Genomic DNA, 20,148 nt, shown 5'->3' with positions numbered 1-20,148 from the left:
TTCTTTGCTATATAGATTGAACTCCTTCTAAATGAAACCCGACTCAAATTCGTTCGCTGGGTAAGTGACTCACACAAAATCATAGATTGCACTGTGTGAAAGTTCGAAGAACGAAATGTAAAATTTCGATTCTCACTTTTGGTTCGCTACTTAAAATAATTTACCCCTGCTTTGAATATCTTTTGATCAAAGTCTCCTGGAATATTTCTATATAAATCTGTTCCTATTCTTTCGCTATGAGCCATCTTACCTAGAACTCTTCCATCTGGACTTGTTATACCTTCAATTCCATACATTGATCCATTTGGATTGAATGGCATATTTAAAGATACATTTCCGTCAAAGTCAACATATTGAGTTGCTACTTGACCGTTAGCTATTAATTCTTGAATTAAGCTTTCTGGCGCAACAAATCTTCCTTCACCATGTGAAATTGCAACTGAATGTATATCTCCTAAATTAACTTCGCTGAACCAAGGTGATTTATTTGATACTACCTTTGTACTGATAATTGAAGACATATGTCTATTTATATTGTTATAAGTTAATGTTGCCATATCTTCTTTTATATCTACAATTTCTCCGTATGGTACTAAACCTAACTTAATTAAAGCTTGGAAGCCGTTACAAATACCAATAGCTAATCCATCTCTATTCTTAAGTAATTCCATTACACTATTGCTTATCTTTTCATTTCTAAGAGCATTAGCAATAAATTTACCTGAACCATCTGGTTCATCCCCTGCTGAGAATCCTCCTGGGATCATAAGAATTTGAGCAGTACTTATTTCTTTTGCAAGTCTTTCAATTGATTCATTAAGTGCTTCCTTAGTAATATTTCTAAATACTACTTGAGTTACTTCTGCTCCTTCTTTTTCAAATGCTCTAGCACAATCATACTCACAGTTGTTTCCTGGGAATACAGGGATTACAACCTTTGGCTTAGCTATTTTAATAGCAGGTGAAAGAATTGATTTATTATCATATAAAACAGTTTCCACTTTTTCGTGAGCATCTTTTGTTTTAATTTTAAATACTGATTTTAATTTTTCTTCGTATGTTTTTTCTAAAGCTTCTATATCTAAGTTCAAATCATATTCCTTAGAAATTATAACTGCTGAACTTATTGTCTTACCAACTTCTTTATATAAACATTCTTTGAATTCTTCTTCTACATTAACACCATTTTTAACTTCTAATACTATAGTTCCATAGTTAAATGCAAATAATTCATCTTTTGTTAAGTTTTCAATTTCTGCACCAATTCTATTTCCTAGTGTCATCTTAGTGATAGCTTCAGAAACTCCACCGTATTTAACTGCTGATGCTGAAATTACTTTTCCATCTTGAATTAAGTTGTATAATACTTCTAAATTCTTCTTAAGCGTTTCGATATTTATTGTTCCATCTCCCAGCTTTTCAGTTTGAAGTAAAACTAAACTTGATCCTGCTTCTTTAAATTCTGGTGATATTATATGTCTTGCCTTTTCTACTCCTACAGCAAATGATACTAATGTTGGAGGTACATCTAAATCTCCAAAGCTTCCTGACATAGAATCTTTACCGCCAATTGCCGCAGTTTCAAATGCCATTTGAGCTTCGTATGCACCAAGTAATGCTGCAAATGGTTTACCCCATCTTGAGCTTTCGCTGCCTAATCTTTCAAAATATTCTTGGAAAGTTAATCTGGCTTTTCTGTAATCTCCACCCATAGCTGCAAGTTTTGATATACTTTCAATAACTGCATAATATGCCATGTGATATGGGCTCCAAGTACCAAGTTCAGGATTAAATCCAAATGTCATTAATGTAGCATCTGAGCTTTCTCCATCAAGAACAGGAATCTTAGCTGCCATTCCTTCAGCTGGAGTCTTTGCATATTTACCACCAAATGGCATAAGTACTGTTCCATGTCCTATTGTTGCATCAAATCTTTCTGATAATCCTTGTTGTGATGAAACATTTAGTTTCTTTAAGTTATTTACCCATTCTTCTTTAACATTAATATCTGCTACTACATATGGATAATCAGCTGGTGCTTTAACTGTAACATTCGTTTTTTGAGTAGCTCCGTTTGTATCTAAGAAGGTTCTCTTTAAATCAACTATTTGTTTGCCTCTCCAGAATAGTCTTAGTCTATCTGTATCAGTAACATGTGCAACCAAAGTAGCCTCTAAATTTTCTTCATTTGAAAGTCTGATAAATTCATCTGCATCTTCTTTTGTTACAACAACTGCCATTCTTTCTTGTGATTCTGAAACTGCAAGTTCTGTTCCATCTAAACCTTCATATTTCTTTGGAACTTTATCTAAATCTATATCTAATCCTCTGCAAAGTTCTCCTATTGCAACTGAAACCCCACCTGCACCGAAGTCGTTACATCTCTTGATCATTTTAGCTACTGTTGCATTTCTAAATAATCTTTGAAGCTTTCTTTCAGTAGGTGCATTACCTTTTTGAACTTCAGCTCCACATTCATTAATTGAATCTACTGTATGTTCCTTTGATGAACCTGTAGCTCCACCAACACCGTCTCTTCCTGTTCTTCCACCAAGTAAGATAATAACATCGCCTAGCTTAGGCTCTTCTCTTACTACATTTTCTTTAGGTGCTGCTGCAATAACTGCTCCAACTTCCATTCTCTTAGCTGCATAGTTTGCATGATACACTTCTTCAACTTGACCTGTTGCAAGACCAATTTGATTTCCATATGAACTGTATCCATGAGCTGCTCCAAGTGTTATTTTTCTTTGAGGAAGTTTTCCTTCTAATGTATCTTCAACTGGTACTGTTGGATCTGCTGCCCCTGTAACTCTCATTGCTTGATATACATATGTTCTTCCTGAAAGTGGATCTCTTATAGCACCACCAAGACATGTTGCTGCCCCACCAAAAGGTTCAATTTCTGTTGGGTGATTATGTGTTTCATTCTTAAACATTACTAAGTAATCTTCCATGCCTTTTTCTGTTTCAATTCTTACATTAATCGAACATGCATTTATTTCCTCAGAAATATCTAAATCCTCAAGCTTACCTCTTTTTCTAAGTTCCTTCATAGCAATTACTGCCATATCCATAAGAGTTTTGCTCTTTTCTTTATCCCCATAAACATAGTCTCTTGATTTCAAATATCCTTCATAACTCGCTTTTATTGGAGCTGTGAATTTATTATCTTCAATTTGAACATCTTCCAAAATCGTTGAGAATGTTGTATGTCTACAGTGATCTGACCAATATGTATCTATAACTTTAATTTCAGTTATACTTGGATCTCTTTGTTCTCCTTTAAAGTAATCTTGAATCATAAGAAGATCATCAATGCTCATAGCCAAGCCTTGTTCGCTATGGAATTCTTTTAATTGATCTAACGACTTGTTGATAAATCCATCTAATATTTGGACATCTTTAGGTATGTTTGAAGGTACTGATAATTCTTTGCTATCAATTGTAACTTCTCTCGAATCGACTGGATTGATATAATATTTTTTAATTCTATTTACATCATCTTTTGAAAGGTTTCCTTTTAATATTACTACCTTAGCTGATTTAATTTCGACCTTGTCTTCAGCTGTTAAAAGAGCTAAACATTCAGAAGCTGAATCTGCTCTCTGATCGTATTGACCTGGTAAGTATTCTACGGCAAAGGCTTCTTCCCCTTTATTAATTGGTAATTCTGCTTCATACACTATATCTACTGTTGCTTCAGAAAAAATTGTATGTAATGCTCTCTTATAATATTCTTCAGATATATCTGAAATAATATACTTATTTACAAGTCTTACATCTTCCAATGCAAATATCCCTAAGTTTTCTTTAAAATCATTTAATAAACTTTGGGCTTCTACATTAAATCCTTTTTTCTTTTCAACGAATACGCTTCTAATATCTAACATCTTAATTCCTCCAAAAATATTATAAGATTTAGCCTAATCACTACTTCTTTGTAATGGCGAATGTTTTTAATCAACGCTCCACTAACTTTCGTATCGATACTTTAAGATTATCATCTAACACGTATGATGTCAACTCATATTGTGTAAAATTTTATTTATTTTTGCTTTTTTACGAATTTTAATTCTTTTTTTCTTTTTTATAGTTCGTATTTAGTTGTGTATACGTTATATTCAATTACAAGTAAAACATTTCTTACATTTGCTTACGTAAATTGTTTTGTAATATATAATACACAAAAAAAGACTGTCTCAAAATAAAAAATTATTTCGAGACAGTTCATATTTTATCCAATATTTTTTAGATTTATGTTAATAATTCATTAAATGAAATATTAATCTTCTTATTTGTTTTATCCAATGTACATTAATACAAGACTGAAAATTTACTAAACTCTAACAAAAATAAAGAGTCATAAGATTAATCTTATGACTCAATAGTTACTATCTGTCGAAGTTTCTGTTGTTTCTTTGTTGCTTTCTAGCTCTTCTACAATCTGGACATCTAACTGGATCGTTATCAAATCCTTTTTCTTTGTAGAATTCTTGTTCTCCAACTGTGAAAGTGAATTCCTTTCCACAATCTTTACATACTAAAGTTCTATCTTCCATTATAAAAATCCTCCCTTTTTCCAAAGATTATAACCCGATACTTGACCCAATCTCTGAAACAGAGGCTAATGTGCAGTATTGATTAAATCTTGAATTATCTTACTCTTTAAGAATACCACACTTTATCTTATAATTCAACAGAAATTATTACAATCAAATTGATAATTATAAACCTTATCAGTTTATAATATAATAAAATTATTCAATTTTATTATATTATTTATCAAAGCATTTACATAAATGTATATCAATCTATTATTTAGTATTCTTATTAATTCTCAAAGATTAATCCCTCTTGAAGTTTTCCTGAATCCATTGATACAATTCTATCTGCTACGTTTTTAGCAAAGTCCATATCATGAGTTATAATCATCATGCTCATACCTTTGGTACTTAAGCTCTTTATCAATGTTGCAACTTCTCCTGTAAGCCCTGGATCTAACGCAGATGTTGGTTCATCAAAGCACATAATGTTTGGTTCTAACACCAATGCCCTTCCAATTGCAACTCTTTGTTTCTGTCCGCCTGATAATTCAAATGGGTAATTATCTTTTTTTTCTAGCAAATTCAAAAACCCAAGTGTTTCTTCTGCTTTCTTAATCGCTTCATCTTTTGTCCATCCCAGTACTTTTTGAGGCGCTTCTATTAAATTTTCTAAAACAGTCATATGTGGAAATAGGTTAAAGTTCTGAAATACTAATCCTATATCTTTTCTTATTTCTCTAAGCTCTTTTTTATCCACATACTTTCCATCTTTACATAAGAACTTCCCGTTAATTTCGATATTTCCTTCATCACAAAGTTCTAATGCATTTACACATCTAAGTAACGTAGTTTTTCCGCCACCAGAATGACCTACAACAACTAATATTTCACCTTTTTTTATTTCAAGGTTAACCCCTTTTAAAACTTCTGTATTCCCAAATTTCTTTTTTACATTACTAACTTTAAGCATAACTTTTCCTCCAGATTACTTATAGTAGTCATATTTCTCTTCGATTTTCTTTAACACTTGGCTCAAAATTGCTATTACTAGCAAATACACAACTCCAACTATTAAAAGCGGCATTAAAGATACATCTCTATTTGCAGCCATTTTACCTATCTTTAGCATCTCATCTAATCCTAATACGTATACTAAAGAAGTATCTTTTACTAAGGTAGTTACTTCATTTGCAACTGGAGGAATAACTCTTTTAAATGCTTGTGGAAGTATGATTCTGAAAAATATATCTTTTGAACTCAAGCCTAAAACTTGAGCTCCTTCTACTTGTCCATTATCAACAGACATTATTCCTGCTCTAAATATTTCTCCAAAGTAAGCACCATAATTTAAAGTAAATGCAAGAATCGCAGCCGGAAACCTATCGAATGTAATTCCTATTATAGGTAATCCAAAGAAGATTACAATAATTTGCAATAATAGAGGAGTACCTCTCATTATAAGAACATATGCCCCGCTCACTTTGCTTAATATTAGAGATTTAGATGTTCTCATTACGGCTATTACTATTCCAAGTGGAATAGATAACAGTAATGTCATTGCAAATATTTCTAATGTGACTTTAAGCCCCTCTAATACTTGAGGCATTATTTCTAAAATATAACCCAAGGTTATTTCCTCCCCTTTATTGTTTCCATTATTTAAGTATACTATTTAACAAGTATATCTTGTTCAAACCATTTTTTTGATATTTCACCAGCAGTTCCATCTGCTATCACTTCACCTAAAGCTTTATTAAAAGCTTCAACAAACTTAGTGTCACCTTTTCTAATTCCAACACCATATTGCTCGCTTCCAAAGTTTTCAGTTAAAACTTTATACTTTTCTACGCCTCTAGCTTTCATGTAATATCTAGCTAAAATTTCATCTACAACAATAGCATCTAATCTTTTTGCTTCTAAATCCATTAATGCAGCGTTATTATCATCAAATGTAACTAATTTTCCACCATCAAAACTCTTTAATACATTTGCCTCAGCTTCTACTGCGTCAACTGCTGTTGATCCATTTTGAGCACCAACTTTTTTCCCTGCTAAATCTGCTTTAGTCTTTACATTAGAATCTGCTAAAGTAACTATTACTTGAGTATTATTTAAATAAGCTTTTGAAAATTCAACTTTTCCTTTTCTTTCATCCGTAATTGAATATCCATTCCATATTAAATCTATATTTCCATTATTAAGTTCAGTTTCTTTCATACTCCAATCAATCGACTGGAACTTAACCTTTTTATTAAGTTTTTTAGCAACAGCATTTGCTAAATCCACATCAAAACCAACTATTTCTCCACTTTCGTTTTTGAATCCCATTGGAACAAAAGTATCATCTAAACCTATTACTAATTCATCTTTATCTAATGTGCTGCCTGCAGACTTAGTTTCAGATGATTTATTTGCAGCACTATTCCCACTACATGCTACAAGACTTGTACCTAAAGTTGTTATAATCGCAGCTACTGCTATTTTTTTAATTAATTTATTAATCTTCATTATTATTTCCTCCCCAAATTGTTTTTCTCTATTTATCACTTTATCATACTAAAGCAAAACATTCAAGCACTTTTTTTATTTTATAGTTTTTTTCATAAAATATTAAATAAGCTTATTACCACTAAACAAAGAACGGGAGTAAACACATATATTCCCGTTCGGTTGTTTGGCAGTAAACTTAAACAATTCTCTCACTGCAAGTATTTTTATATTTTTCTGGTTAGCAATATCTGTATTAAAGAATATTTACAATCTTTAATAAAATATACGAATAATTTTTAGACTGGTTTATGTGAAATACTTAAAGTTATAGCAATACTAAAGAAATAGAATACATATATGTGGAGTCAGGCATTGAAAAATAAGCTGCTGGAGTATCTTAACGGGAAGTTGTTCCACTTCCGCTTGTCCTGTGCTTGTCACAGGAACACGCAGAAGTGGTGCAACTTTCCATTTAGATATTCCCAGCGAAATTTTTCACAGTCCTGTGGAACATATATGTATTCTATTTCGGTTTGTCATTGCTTCACTTTAAGTTCTTCTCAATTACTTTGTTGAGGATGCTCTATCTAAAGCTCTTTGTAAATTATCCATATGTGTTGTGAATTCATCCACAGTATTTGTGACTTGTTTTTCATCAATTGGATTTTCATATGTATCTACCCTATTTTTTGCGTCATCAACATTATCTTTAATTTCATCTAATTTATCATTTATATCATTAAACTTATTTATAATATCTTCACTTTTACCTTGAAAATCAGCACTATTTAATGCATCTGTCAATTCATCTGCTTTGTCACTTAATTCTCTCATAGTTCTTACTGTATCACTATCAACTTCATCTGACTTATCTGAAACTTCCTTAGGAGTAGTTTTTAATTTATCCATTAAATCTTTCATTTTTTCAGAGTCAAATACTTCATTAACTTTATCTCCAGATGGTATTTCATCTGTGTCTTCTTTAGTTTGAAGTATATAGTCATCTTTTAGACTGCATCCAATAAAAGAAAAAGAGAGTATTATAGAAAGTATTAAACTCATAATGTTCTTCATTTTCATTTTTTTCACCTCAACTCACTTTTTGTACTGCTTAGTATATATTAATATTTTTTTATTATTATTTCAATTATTATTATCAAATTTACTAAGCATATTTATGGTTAAAGCCTTACTACAATTTTGATAACAATCTTTTCTTGTACTTTATACTAGCCACTTCACTTATATCACTTACAAGTCTAAAGTTTGATAATCCTCCGTATACACCTACTATAGGAATTCCTTGAATAACCTTTGAAAATATTATATTTTCCGATAAATTCCTTGAGGTTTCTTTTATCATATTATTTATATCAACATTGCTATATATTTCATTATCAATGTTATATCCAATTCTATCTGATTCGTTAGAATATAAAATCTTCTCAGATGTTTTATTTGCGCTTGCACAAATTACGTTCAAAATAAAAGCTTTTTCCTCATCCGTGTCATAATTAAATCCATAATTCAAACATATTTCATAAACTGTTCTTAGTATCACACTTAAGAATACTGGTATATCAGGCAGTCCTATTCCAAAAACTCCAAGTACAGTGCCTTCAGCCGTAGTAATACCTTTATTTATAATAACTCCTCTTTTAACTTTCTTATCGATTCGATTTAAATTTTTATTATTAACTCTTTTGGATAAAATGTATTCATTTATATCAGCTTCATTTTTCAACTTCTCAGAGTTATAACTTTTTTCTATTAAGCTAGTACCCTTTTCAAATACGAAATAAAATCCTTTTTCGAAAGCTTTTTCAAATGTCTCTAACATTTTATCTGGGATTCTTTCTTCTATTTTTTCTTTTATAGGTAATATTTTATTTTTTATATACTCATTTTCTTTTTTATAAAAAAATTTTTCTTCTCTTTTTATTAATTTCTTCCGTTGAGAATTTATAATTTTTTCTTTCTTAAAATCTTTCTCCGTTATACTCACTTATTACTACCTCCATTTCTAACACCTTCTTGTTTGTACCATTGTATCTTATATAATATATTAATTCCATAAAAATGCTCCCTTTAATCAATAACTTTTTATTTTATCTAATGTCCAGCTACTGAACGCTCCCAATTGAATCGAGTTTTACTTTATAAAAAAAAGACAAGTCATCCTTGTCTCTTTTTATTATTGTATTATTCTCTACTTCCTTTAAGCAATTCTCCAATTGCTGCTATGCTTCCAAGGGATGATAGTGTTTCATTTGGTAATATAAGCTTATTAGCAGGATTATTAGCCATCTCTTTAAGCGCTTCAACCTGTTTTAAAGCTATTACAACTTCATTAGTTCCTGAATCAATGATTGCTTGATTTACTTTTCTTATAGCTTCTGCTTCCGCTGTTGCAATTTCTTCTATTGCCTTTGCTTTACCTTCTGCTTCTAATAATTGAGATTCCTTTAGTCCTTCAGCCCTTCTTATATTAGCTTGCTTCTCAGCTTCTGCTGATAATATTTTAGCTTGCTTTTCTCCTTCTGCTTTTTCGATTTGCGATTGTCTTAAACCTTCTGCTTGAAGAATCATAGCTCTTTTATCTCTTTCAGCCTTCATTTGTTTTTCCATAGCTTGTTGAATCTCAGCTGGTGGAACTATATTTTTTATTTCTACTGACAATATCTTTATACCATATGCATCTGTAACTTCATCAATAATACTTAGAAGATCTTGATTTATAGAATCTCTTCCCGATAGAATTTCATCTAGTGACATATTACCTAATATATTTCTCATATTAGTTGTAGCAGAATATATTATACCTGATTGAAAACTTTCTATATTATAAACTGCATCTCTTGCGTTTATTACTTTATAAAATATAACATTATCCACTAATATTTTAACATTATCTTTTGTTATTACTGATTGTGGCTCTACATCAATAATTTGCTGTTTTGTAGAAATTCTTCTTCTTACAAAATCCACAAATGGAAGCGTAAAATGCAATCCTGGCTCTAGCACCTTATGAAATTGTCCAAATCTTTCAACTACATATAAGTATCCTGTATTTACAACCTTAATTGATGCTAAGATCACTATAAGTGCAATTAATAAAATTATTCCTAAAACAATAATAGTACCCATACCCTAATCCTCCTGAACCTTTTTAATTTTTAATTTTATTCCTTCTATTCCTGTAATAATAAACTTTTCACCTTGATTAATTGTATCCCCTTCATTTATTACAGTCCAATATTCACCATTCACTTTAATTTGTCCTTTATCTTCAATGTCTTTTTCACATTTTATAACTCTTCCTATATAAGTTTCTTCCATGAGAGGCGCGCTCTTAACTTTCACGTTAAATTTTTTCTTAAGCCACGGGTAACCAATAGCAAGCGCTACTATATTAACTACTGCAAAAATTAACACTTGAATCATTAATGGCACACCCAACGTTCCACATATTGCTGCGACAATTGCGCCTATTGCAAATAACATAAAACAAAAATTACTAGTTAATACATCAATAGCTACTGCACAAACAGCAATAATTAACCAAAAGATTACCATTCCCATCATACTTCCCCCCTAAATATATAATAATTTTATTACATGTAATAAAATTATTATACATCTTCTAAAACATTTTTTCAAGTTATTTATTATCTTGAAATAAGTTTTTAAATACCTTTTATCGCTTTTGATTTTACTCTCATGTTAGTATATAATTATGAGGATATATTTCTATTATTTAGCTAAAATATAACAATGAAACTTTTAATATAAAAATTATATATTTCTATATTAAAAATTTGCCAAATACTATAATTGTAAGGAGCGATTTTATGGATTTCATTAAAGTTGCAGCTGCCTGCCCTAAAACTAGGGTCGCTGATATTAATTATAATGTTGAAAATATTTTAATATGCATAGATGATGCAGTGAAGAAAGAAAGTAAATTTATAATTTTTCCAGAACTATGTATTACGTCTTATACTTGTGGAGATTTATTTTTACATGAATATCTAATAACAAAATCTCTAGATGGAATTAATCAAATATTAGAAGCTACTAAAAATTATGATATGTTAATTGCTGTTGGTGCTCCACTTCTTTGTAATAGCGCCTTATATAATTGTGCATTTCTACTTTTTAAAGGAAGTGTTCTAGGGATAGTTCCAAAGTCATATCTTCCAAACTATAGCGAATTCTATGAAAAAAGATGGTTTACAGAAGGGCTTTCTATTGAAAACGAAAAAATAGATTTACCTTTCCAAAAAGACGTCCCTTTTGGTACAAATTTAATTTTTTCATCTGGAGTAGCAAACTTTGCCGTTGAAATTTGTGAAGATTTATGGGTGCCAATCCCTCCTAGTTCATATCTTTCTCTTATGGGAGCTCATATAATAGGGAACCTTTCTGCGTCAAATGAACTTGTAAGTAAGATGGATTATAGGAAAAGTCTTATATCGAATCAAAGCGCTAGAACAATTTCTAGCTATATATATTCATCTTCTGGCGTCCACGAGTCCACTACAGACGTATTATTTAGTGGTCATTTATTAATTAGCGAAAACGGATCACTTTTAAAAGAAAATAATAGATTTCAAAGAGAGAATGAAATAATATGCTCTTTTGTTGATGTATTTAAATTAAAAGCTGAAAGAATGAAGAACTTAAGCTTTAAAGATTCGTCTAAATATTGTAACAAGAAACCTAATATAATCAGATTTGAATTTGAAAATGTCTCATTTAACGGCTTTGATAGATATATTGATAAACATCCTTTTGTGCCTTCATACGAAAAGGAAAGAGAAATTCGTTGCAAGGAAATTTTTAGCATCCAAGCTGCTAGTTTAGCAAAAAGACTTGAACATACAAAATCCCAAAAAGCAGTAATAGGAATTTCAGGCGGATTAGATTCAACCCTTGCACTTCTTGTAATTGTTAAAACCTTTGAACTACTTAACTTAGACAAAAAAAATATTGTAACTATCACTATGCCTGGATTTGGCACAACTGATAGAACTTATAATAATGCAATTTGCTTATGTAAGGAGCTAGGTACAGATCTTAGAGAAATAAACATAGTTAAAGCATCGCTTCAACATTTTGAAGATATTGGCCACGATAAAGATATACACGATGTAACTTACGAGAATGTTCAAGCAAGAGAAAGAACTCAAATATTAATGGATCTTGCAAATAAGGAAAGAGGACTATTAATAGGTACAGGAGACTTATCAGAGCTCGCACTTGGCTGGTGTACTTATAATGGAGATCACATGTCAATGTATTCTGTAAATCCTTCTATCCCTAAAACGCTGGTTAGATACTTAGTAGAATATGTAGCTCAAAACGAATCAACTGAAGTTGTGTGTGACACCCTTATGGATATATTAGATACTCCAGTTAGTCCTGAGTTACTACCTAAAGATAAAAATGGTAATATAGCTCAAAAAACTGAAGACATTGTTGGTCCTTATGAACTTCATGATTTCTTCTTATACCATTTTATTAAACATGGTTCTACAAAAGACAGAATATTTTTCTTAGCAAAAAATGCATTCAAAGCTGATTACTCAGAGGAAGAAATCAATAAATGGTTAGACAAATTTATGTTTAGATTCTTTACTCAACAATTCAAAAGGAGTGCCCTTCCTGATGGACCTAAAGTAGGAAGTATTTCTTTAAGTCCTAGAGGTGACTGGCGCATGCCGTCAGATGCTGAGCCTTGGCTTTAAATGAAAGATTAATAATTATTCATTATTCATCATTCACCATTAATTTATCATGAATTGTGGAAATTCTTTTCAAGTAGTGCTAAAATAGATGTTATTAAATAAACAATGGCAATAAGCCTATATAGATGTGGAGGAATATAAAATGGGGAAAAAAGCTGATATAGACTGGGGTAAATTAGGATTTGAATATATAAAAACAGATCTTCGTTATATTTCAGTTTGGAAAGATGGAAAATGGGATGAAGGAAAGCTTGTTGAAGATAATATGGTTACTGTAAGCGAGGCTTCTACTGTTATTCATTATGGTCAAAGTTGTTTTGAAGGACTTAAGGCATATACAACAAAAGAAGGTAAAATTCAATTATTTAGACCTGATTTAAATGCAGAGCGTATGAATGAAAGTTGTGACAAACTTCTTATGCCGCATGTTCCTGTTGAAAAATTTATTGATGCTGTTAAGCAAGTTGTAAAAGCAAATGAAAAATATGTTCCACCATATGGAAGTGGTGCAACTTTATATATCAGACCATATTTAATGGGTGTTGGAAACAACATAGGTGTTAAACCAGCTCCAGAATATATCTTTGGTGTATTTTGTATACCTGTTGGTCCATATTTTAAAGATGGAGTATCTCCTTGTAACTACATAGTTTTAGATGAATTCGACAGAGCGGCTCCTCATGGTACTGGTGGTAATAAAGTTGGTGGTAATTATGCTGCGTCATTACAAGCTCATGCTGTAGCTGTAGAAAAGGGATTTGCTGATTGTATTTACTTAGATCCAGCTACCCATACTAAAATTGAAGAAATAGGCGCTGCAAACTTCTTTGGAATAACTAAGAATAATGAATTTGTTACTCCTGTATCTCCATCTATTTTACCTAGTATAACTAAGCGTTCTTTACTTTATATAGCAGAACATTATTTAAAAATGCCGGTTTATGAAAGAGAAGTATTTATTGATAAAATAGATGAATTCAAAGAAGCTGGCGCTTGTGGTACAGCTGCTGTAATCACTCCAATTGGAGGAATACAATATAAAGATGAATTACATGTATTCCATAGTGAAACTGAAGTAGGTCCTGTAACTCAAAAATTATATGATCTTCTTGTAGGTATACAACTTGGCGATGTTGAAGCTCCAGAAGGATGGATATACGAAGTAGAAGTATAATACTTCTACAAAACTTGAATTTATGCGATAATCAACCGAAAGAGAAGGTACTCTGTTTCTCGGTTGCTATAAAAAAATAGCTGTGGATTTCTATCAGTAAAAGTTGCACCAGTGCTGCTTGTTCCTTAGGCAAGCTAATGACAAGCAGCACTGGAACAACTTTTACTGAAGAAATAACTACAGCTATTTTTTCGATGCAACACTACGAAAAAAGAGTACCTTCTCTTTCTGGTATGGAAAGTATTTCAAATCATAAATCAAATTCATAGTTAGATAGATAAATATAGGGTTCCTCATCGATAATTAAACTTATGCTGTGATATATTCCCTAACTAGAAATCAATGATATTCTTTTGTGTAGTGTTTCATCTGGAATTTTGATGGCTGTGGTTCTTAGATTAGAAGTTGTTCAAAAGTGCTAGTTCAATGCTTAAGTGAGAATCCAAATCTTGCATTTGGCCCTTCGAACTTACTCAGCGAACGAATGTGAGTCGAGTTTCCTCTTTTGATGCTAGCACTTTTGGTGCAACTTCCAATCTTAGAACTACCCATCAAAATTCCTTAGAAACCGAAACAAACGAATATCATTGATTTCGGTGGGAATACACATAAGTTCGATTATCATTGCGGAACCCTATATGAATGTTTTTTAACTAAAAATTAATGGAATATATTCAAAAATAGTCATCTTTTATTAAGTATGTCCGAATATAATAGTATAAGATATAAATTCTTAAGTTTAGTTAAATTTATGGTTATAAAAAGGAGGATTATATATGTCTGATAACAGAATAATTTCTAGAAGTGAATATGTTGTAACAAGTGTTTCTAACGCTGCTATTGATAATAGGATAATTAAGAGGCCTTATAGTGACTCAAAAAATCCTCCAAGGAAGAAACGCGAAAATTCTAAGTCCTTTAATAATTCATTAAATGCGGCTGCTGAGCATCTATCATCAAATGATAATTCAACAACTTTTTATAATGAACTAGAGAATATGGAAAGATTAAAAAGTGCGGAAAACGCTAGAATAGTACAGGCTCGACTTAATAAGAATAATTTTAATTCACATGTTTCTAATAATGCCGCTGAAACAGAAATTCACAACAAGTTAAGTCAAGCTATGGATGTTGAAATAGATGTATCTACTTTATATAAAAAAGTACAACTATTAAGTTCGTTAAATGATGAATCTGAAAATTAATACGAGGCTGTCAAAAATATTTAATTATTTTTGGCAACCTCTTTTTTTCACAAAACTTATACTGCTGCTAATCTATGTAAGTTACTATATTCTCCTTGCTTTTCCATTAACTCTTCATGTGTTCCTGCTTCTATTATTCCTGTCTTTCCAAGAACAATGATTTCATCTGCATTTTTAATGGTAGACAATCTATGTGCAACTACTATGGTTGTCCTTCCAGTACATAACTTTTCTAATGATTCCTGAATTATGCGCTCAGTTATATTATCTAATGCTGATGTTGCCTCATCCAAAATTAGTATTGGTGGATTTTTAAGAAAAACTCTTGCAATAGAAATACGCTGCTTTTGTCCACCAGACAATTTAACTCCTCTTTCTCCTATATAAGTGTCGTATCCTTCTGGAAGAGTATTTATAAATTCATGAATATTAGCCATTTTAGCAGCTCTTATTAATTCCTCTTCAGTCGCATCTGACTTTCCAAACAGTATATTATCTCTTATACTTCCTGTAAATAAGAAAACTTCCTGCTGCACAATTCCAATATTTTCTCTAAGGGAATCTAACTTAACATCATATATGCTTTTATTATCAATTAATATATCTCCATTTTCTACTTCATAAAATCTTGGGATTAGATTACAAAAAGTTGTTTTACCTCCGCCAGATGCTCCTACTAATGCAAGCATCTTTCCTTTGTTTATCTTCATAGAAATATCTTTTAAAACTTCTTTACCTTCATAGCTAAAGCTGACATTTTTAAATTCTATTTCCCCTTGAACATTTTCAAGTTCAACTGCGTCTTTTTTGTCTTTTTCTCTATCATTGTTCATTATTTCTATATACCTTTGAAAACCTGTAATTCCATTTTGAAATTGTTCCATAAAATCAATAAGTTTTTTTATTGGTGTAATAAATATCTTTATAAACAACATGTATGCCATAAAATCTCCAATATTTATAAAACCAATAAGCGTGAATACTCCTCCACCTACTAAACCTACATAGCTTAGCACATCCATCCCAAATCCTGCACCTGAAGAATATTCTGCCATTACCTTATAGGCTCTTTCTCTCGCCTTAATGAATTTTTTATTCCCTTTTTCAAATTTTTCTTCTTCAGATCTATGACTTACGAATGCTTTCGATATTTTTATTCCCGAAATACTATTTTCAAGATTTGCATTAACTGCCCCTGTTTCTACTTTTGTTTCAAGAAAGGCTTTATTCATTTTCTTTCTCTCATACAAAGTAAACCACACTATAAATGGTATAAAAGCGAATATCAATAATGTAAGTGGAATATTAATTGTACACAATATTATGAATGATCCTATAAGCATAACTATTGATATAAACAAATCTTCTGGCCCATGATGTGCAAGCTCAGATATATCCATCAAATCATTAATAATTCTAGACATTATATCTCCCGTCTTATTATTATCAAAAAAACTATTAGGTAATTTTTGAAGATGCTTAAATATATGCCTTCTCATATCCCCCTGCATTCTAACACCTACAACATGTCCCCAATATTGCATAAAATACCCACAGGCAGCCTTAATTGCAAAAATTATAAGTAATACTACCGCAAATACAATAATTGTTCTTAAATCTCTATTAGGAATTGATTCATTGACAAGATCCCTTGTCATGACTGGATACACTAAATCACACAAAGATGCTATAAGTGCTACTACTAAATCTAAAATAAATAATAATTTATATGGTTTATAAAATGAAATAAACTTCTTTATCATTTTAAATCTCCTTTCTTCTTAGGTATCAACCTATTAATTTTTATATCTTTAAGGAATAAATTTCAAACAGCTTGTATATAATTAAAACAAGATACATAATTTTACAATTGTTAGGCGGTGAATAAATATGTCAAAAAAGCTTTTTTATATTGTCAGTTTAATCTTAGGCACGCTATTGCCTTTGTTCTCTCTGAATATTATAGTAAGTAAATATGATCCAAATGATTTTTTTCCACTAATTTTTATTTGCCTAGGCTTATGTGACACATTACTTGGAATAAATCTGCTCAATGCAAACAAAAAAATTCTAAGTGTATCAAGTTTCATCCTTGCCGGCTTTTTGTTCATTTTAGTTGGAAGTAAGGTCTACATCTATAGTTAAATTCAGATAGTCTATCATAAGTTAATATTCAGGCATAATTGGTACAACCTCATACTGGATTAAAAATAAGTAAGTAACCACCATCAGATTAGATATCAAACTCTTAAATTTGATTTATAACTTGAAATATATTCCACACCAGAAAGAATGGGTACTCTTTTGTGCAGTGTTTCGTAGATAATTTGTCTGTAGGATTTCTTCAGCAGAAGTTGTTCCATTTGAGCTTGTCATTTGCTTTCCAAAGGAGCATGCTCAAATGGGCACAACTTCTGCTGGTGAGTGAGAGTCCAAATTTTACATTTGGGAACTCGAACTTACTCAGAGAGCGAATGCGAGTCGAGTTTCATATTCATCCACAGATAAATTCTCTAGAAACCGAAACAATAGAGTACCCATTCTTTCGGTGAAATATATGTTTCTACATTATTTTTAATACTTCGTTCTTGCATTCCTCTAACTTATTATTGAACACTCCTGCTATTTCAACTGGTTTATCACGAAATACTATTATATTTCCTCGGAAATATATAGCTTCGTCCAAATCATGAGTGACTAATATAACCATCCTTTTTTCACGATTTAATAAATTCTTGAATTCATCTATTATCGTATATTTTAATTTATAATCTAATGATTTAAATGGCTCATCCATTAAAATTAATTTTGATGGCTTCCCAAAAGCTCGTGCTATATTAATCCTTTGTCTCATTCCTCCACTTAATTTATTAGGATATTTGTCTTTTATATCATAAATTCCTACTAATTTTAAAACTTCATTAACTTTATTAGTAAGAGTTGAGTTATCAAAATATCGCTTTAGTGCAAGCTCCAAATTTTCTCTGACAGTTAGCCATTCAATTAGCCTATCTTCCTGAAATATATAACTAATGTCATTCATTGATACACCACTTATTTCTCCACTTTGAGCTTCTATAAGTCCTGCTATAATATTCAAAAGAGTACTCTTACCGCATCCTGATTTTCCTACTATGCAATTTATCTGTTCATCTGAAAAATCAATATTAAAATCTTTAAAAACTATTTCATTTCCATAGGATTTATTTAAGTTTTTAATTTTTATATTCATTTTGCCCACCTATATATCTTTTGTCTTAACGCTTTATTCAATATCTCTAATAATAAAGATATAATAACAATAATTACAATCCAAGCGAATATTCCAGATGTATTAAAATTCACTTTTTCTATCTGTATCTGAGAACCTATGCCAAATTTAGGTTGTCCATATACTTCTCCTGCTATTACAACTTTAAAAGTCAGAGAAAATGTTGATACGAATATGCTCATAAAATAAAATTTAATTACCGGAATATAGATTTTCCTAATTTTATCAATTAAGCTGACTTCGTATATTTTAGTCATATCAATTATTTTTTTATCTATATTAATGAGATTATTTCTTATTCCTTCATACAGAATAGGAAAAATGATTGCAAATCCAACAACAAAAGGAGTTTTATCTTTGTCAAACCAAACCAATGAGAGAACCACTAAAACCATAGTCGGTATAGTTTTACTAAATGAATTTATTGGTTCCATTAAATATTTGAAAAAGGGATACACCATTCCGAGTACCCCTAAAACAATTGAAAAAACTAAGGCTAAAACATAGCTGAGAGTAGTTCTATAAAAACTGCTGATAATAACCCTAAATGAACCTGGTTCATTAAAAATTCCTTTAATTGTTTCTATAACCTGCCCTATTCTTGGAATATATATATCATTATTGATTATTATAGCAGAAGCTTGCCATAATCCTATGAAAAATATGCATGATAAGAAAGTATATATTTTACTTTTCCATGAATATTTCATCATCTGGTATACTTCCTCCAATTGTTTTCGGATCAAATTCATTTAATCTCTCAAAATAAGTTTTATATTCTTTATTGCTGTCTTTTATATCTACAAATTTTATATTCGACTTATCAATCGCTTTTACTACTATTGGTTTCTTCGCTGAAACACCTATTTCTTCACAATATGATCCAACAGTTTCTTTATTAGTATATATCCATTGTGTTGCATCCTTGACCTGTTTTAAAAATTCTCCTATGAATTCCTTATCTTTATCTAGCAATTCCTTTTTAATTATTATTGTTGATTGTGGATATCCATACTCTGAATTATTTATTTTTTTCCATTCTTCATTTAGATCTAACATAACATTAAATTTATCATTTTTGCTTTGAACAGTTGATAATGCTGGTTCCGGTATTACTGCATATTGTGCTTTACCTGCTAAAATCACTGGTGCAAGCTCATTAACTGAATTTACATAACTAAAATTAATATCTTTGTCTACATCAATACCTTTAGCTTTTAGTATTGTCTTTGTAATTATATCAGGAGTCAACCCTTTTCCTATATTATAAACTTCTTTCCCCTTCAAGTCGTTAAGAGTTTGATTCTCATTAGTTGTCCCTATATAAAACGAACCAAAACCTATTGTTCCTGCTATTTTGTATTCTTTATTTTTATTATATACAGTTGCGGCCACATTCGAAGGCACTATTGCAATATCTGGCTCACTTTTCATAACACTTGTAACCAAACTATCAGAATTTTGTTCGATTGTATAGTTGACATTGTATCCAGGTCTTATTTCTGGTTTTTCTTTAATAAGCTTAGATACAGCTATTGCCGTAAGCCCATCTGGTGTTACAAATTTTATATCCTTAGTTTGTGTACTTTGCTCTTTAGCTTCATTTTGAGCTGCACTATTATTTCCACAGCCTATCAACGTTAACATCGATAATACTATAACTAATAATAATGATAATTTCTTTTTCATTTTTATTCCCCTTTACAAATAC

The 20,148-nt window shown here is 30.8% G+C and carries 18 protein-coding genes; 4 read left to right on the top strand and 14 right to left on the bottom strand.

Going from position 1 to position 20,148, the window contains the following annotated elements:
• Positions 1–146 precede the first annotated feature (146 nt).
• The 9 genes from CLCHR_RS04470 to CLCHR_RS04430 form a co-directional block, all read right to left on the bottom strand.
• Positions 147–3,893, bottom strand: coding sequence for a phosphoribosylformylglycinamidine synthase (locus tag CLCHR_RS04470; RefSeq protein WP_079438493.1), 3,747 nt, complete (start codon positions 3,891–3,893; stop codon positions 147–149).
• A gap of 501 nt (positions 3,894–4,394) precedes the next feature.
• Positions 4,395–4,562 (bottom strand): zinc-ribbon domain-containing protein, encoded by a 168-nt coding sequence (locus tag CLCHR_RS04465; RefSeq protein ID WP_079438492.1) that lies wholly within the window; start codon positions 4,560–4,562, stop codon positions 4,395–4,397.
• 271 nt (positions 4,563–4,833) lie between these two features.
• Positions 4,834–5,517: an amino acid ABC transporter ATP-binding protein gene (locus CLCHR_RS04460; protein WP_079438491.1), complete on the bottom strand. Its 684-nt coding sequence runs from the start codon at positions 5,515–5,517 to the stop codon at positions 4,834–4,836.
• Between the two features lie 15 nt (positions 5,518–5,532).
• Positions 5,533–6,174, bottom strand: a complete 642-nt coding sequence (locus CLCHR_RS04455; RefSeq protein WP_079438490.1) for an amino acid ABC transporter permease — start codon at positions 6,172–6,174, stop codon at positions 5,533–5,535.
• Positions 6,175–6,215: 41 nt separating this feature from the next.
• A complete protein-coding gene (locus tag CLCHR_RS04450; RefSeq protein ID WP_079438489.1) occupies positions 6,216–7,055 on the bottom strand; it encodes an amino acid ABC transporter substrate-binding protein in 840 nt (279 codons plus the stop codon).
• 546 nt (positions 7,056–7,601) lie between these two features.
• Positions 7,602–8,117 (bottom strand): hypothetical protein, encoded by a 516-nt coding sequence (locus tag CLCHR_RS04445; RefSeq protein ID WP_079438488.1) that lies wholly within the window; start codon positions 8,115–8,117, stop codon positions 7,602–7,604.
• Between the two features lie 112 nt (positions 8,118–8,229).
• Entirely contained in the window at positions 8,230–9,042 is an 813-nt protein-coding gene (locus tag CLCHR_RS04440; RefSeq protein ID WP_079438487.1) for an EcsC family protein, read from the bottom strand.
• Positions 9,043–9,239: 197 nt separating this feature from the next.
• On the bottom strand, positions 9,240–10,184 hold the full coding sequence (locus CLCHR_RS04435) for an SPFH domain-containing protein (protein WP_079438486.1): 945 nt from the start codon (positions 10,182–10,184) through the stop codon (positions 9,240–9,242).
• A 3-nt stretch (positions 10,185–10,187) separates the two neighbouring features.
• Positions 10,188–10,619, bottom strand: a complete 432-nt coding sequence (locus CLCHR_RS04430; protein ID WP_079438485.1) for an NfeD family protein — start codon at positions 10,617–10,619, stop codon at positions 10,188–10,190.
• A gap of 269 nt (positions 10,620–10,888) precedes the next feature.
• On the opposite strand from CLCHR_RS04430, the gene CLCHR_RS04425 reads away from it, so the two are divergent.
• The 4 genes from CLCHR_RS04425 (at position 10,889) to CLCHR_RS04415 (ending at position 15,166) form a co-directional block, all read left to right on the top strand.
• Positions 10,889–12,787: an NAD(+) synthase gene (locus tag CLCHR_RS04425; RefSeq protein WP_079438484.1), complete on the top strand. Its 1,899-nt coding sequence runs from the start codon at positions 10,889–10,891 to the stop codon at positions 12,785–12,787.
• 142 nt (positions 12,788–12,929) lie between these two features.
• Entirely contained in the window at positions 12,930–13,961 is a 1,032-nt protein-coding gene (locus tag CLCHR_RS04420) for a branched-chain amino acid aminotransferase (RefSeq protein WP_079438483.1), read from the top strand.
• Between the two features lie 137 nt (positions 13,962–14,098).
• Positions 14,099–14,230, top strand: a complete 132-nt coding sequence (locus tag CLCHR_RS25415) for a hypothetical protein (RefSeq protein ID WP_278336983.1) — start codon at positions 14,099–14,101, stop codon at positions 14,228–14,230.
• Between the two features lie 507 nt (positions 14,231–14,737).
• On the top strand, positions 14,738–15,166 hold the full coding sequence (locus tag CLCHR_RS04415) for a hypothetical protein (protein WP_079438482.1): 429 nt from the start codon (positions 14,738–14,740) through the stop codon (positions 15,164–15,166).
• A 56-nt stretch (positions 15,167–15,222) separates the two neighbouring features.
• On the opposite strand, the gene CLCHR_RS04410 is transcribed toward CLCHR_RS04415, so the two are convergent.
• From CLCHR_RS04410 to CLCHR_RS04390, 5 genes are all read right to left on the bottom strand, one after another.
• A complete protein-coding gene (locus tag CLCHR_RS04410; RefSeq protein WP_079438481.1) occupies positions 15,223–16,929 on the bottom strand; it encodes an ABC transporter ATP-binding protein in 1,707 nt (568 codons plus the stop codon).
• 144 nt (positions 16,930–17,073) lie between these two features.
• Positions 17,074–17,277 (bottom strand): hypothetical protein, encoded by a 204-nt coding sequence (locus tag CLCHR_RS24695; RefSeq protein WP_169896762.1) that lies wholly within the window; start codon positions 17,275–17,277, stop codon positions 17,074–17,076.
• Between the two features lie 452 nt (positions 17,278–17,729).
• Entirely contained in the window at positions 17,730–18,398 is a 669-nt protein-coding gene (locus CLCHR_RS04400) for an ABC transporter ATP-binding protein (RefSeq protein WP_079438479.1), read from the bottom strand.
• Positions 18,395–19,150 carry an ABC transporter permease gene (locus tag CLCHR_RS04395; protein WP_079438478.1) on the bottom strand — a complete coding sequence of 252 codons (756 nt, stop codon included), beginning with the start codon at positions 19,148–19,150 and terminating at the stop codon, positions 18,395–18,397. Before CLCHR_RS04395 ends, CLCHR_RS04400 begins: the two co-directional genes overlap by 4 nt.
• The gene (locus CLCHR_RS04390; RefSeq protein WP_079438477.1) at positions 19,125–20,126 is read right to left on the bottom strand and encodes an ABC transporter substrate-binding protein; all 1,002 of its coding nucleotides are present in this window, start codon (positions 20,124–20,126) and stop codon (positions 19,125–19,127) included. Before CLCHR_RS04390 ends, CLCHR_RS04395 begins: the two co-directional genes overlap by 26 nt.
• Positions 20,127–20,148: the final 22 nt, after the last annotated feature.

Source organism: Clostridium chromiireducens (assembly GCF_002029255.1).
GTDB lineage: Bacteria > Bacillota > Clostridia > Clostridiales > Clostridiaceae > Clostridium > Clostridium chromiireducens.
The sequence above is the reverse complement of the archived record's forward strand: the minus strand, read 5'-3'. Positions and strand labels throughout refer to the sequence as shown.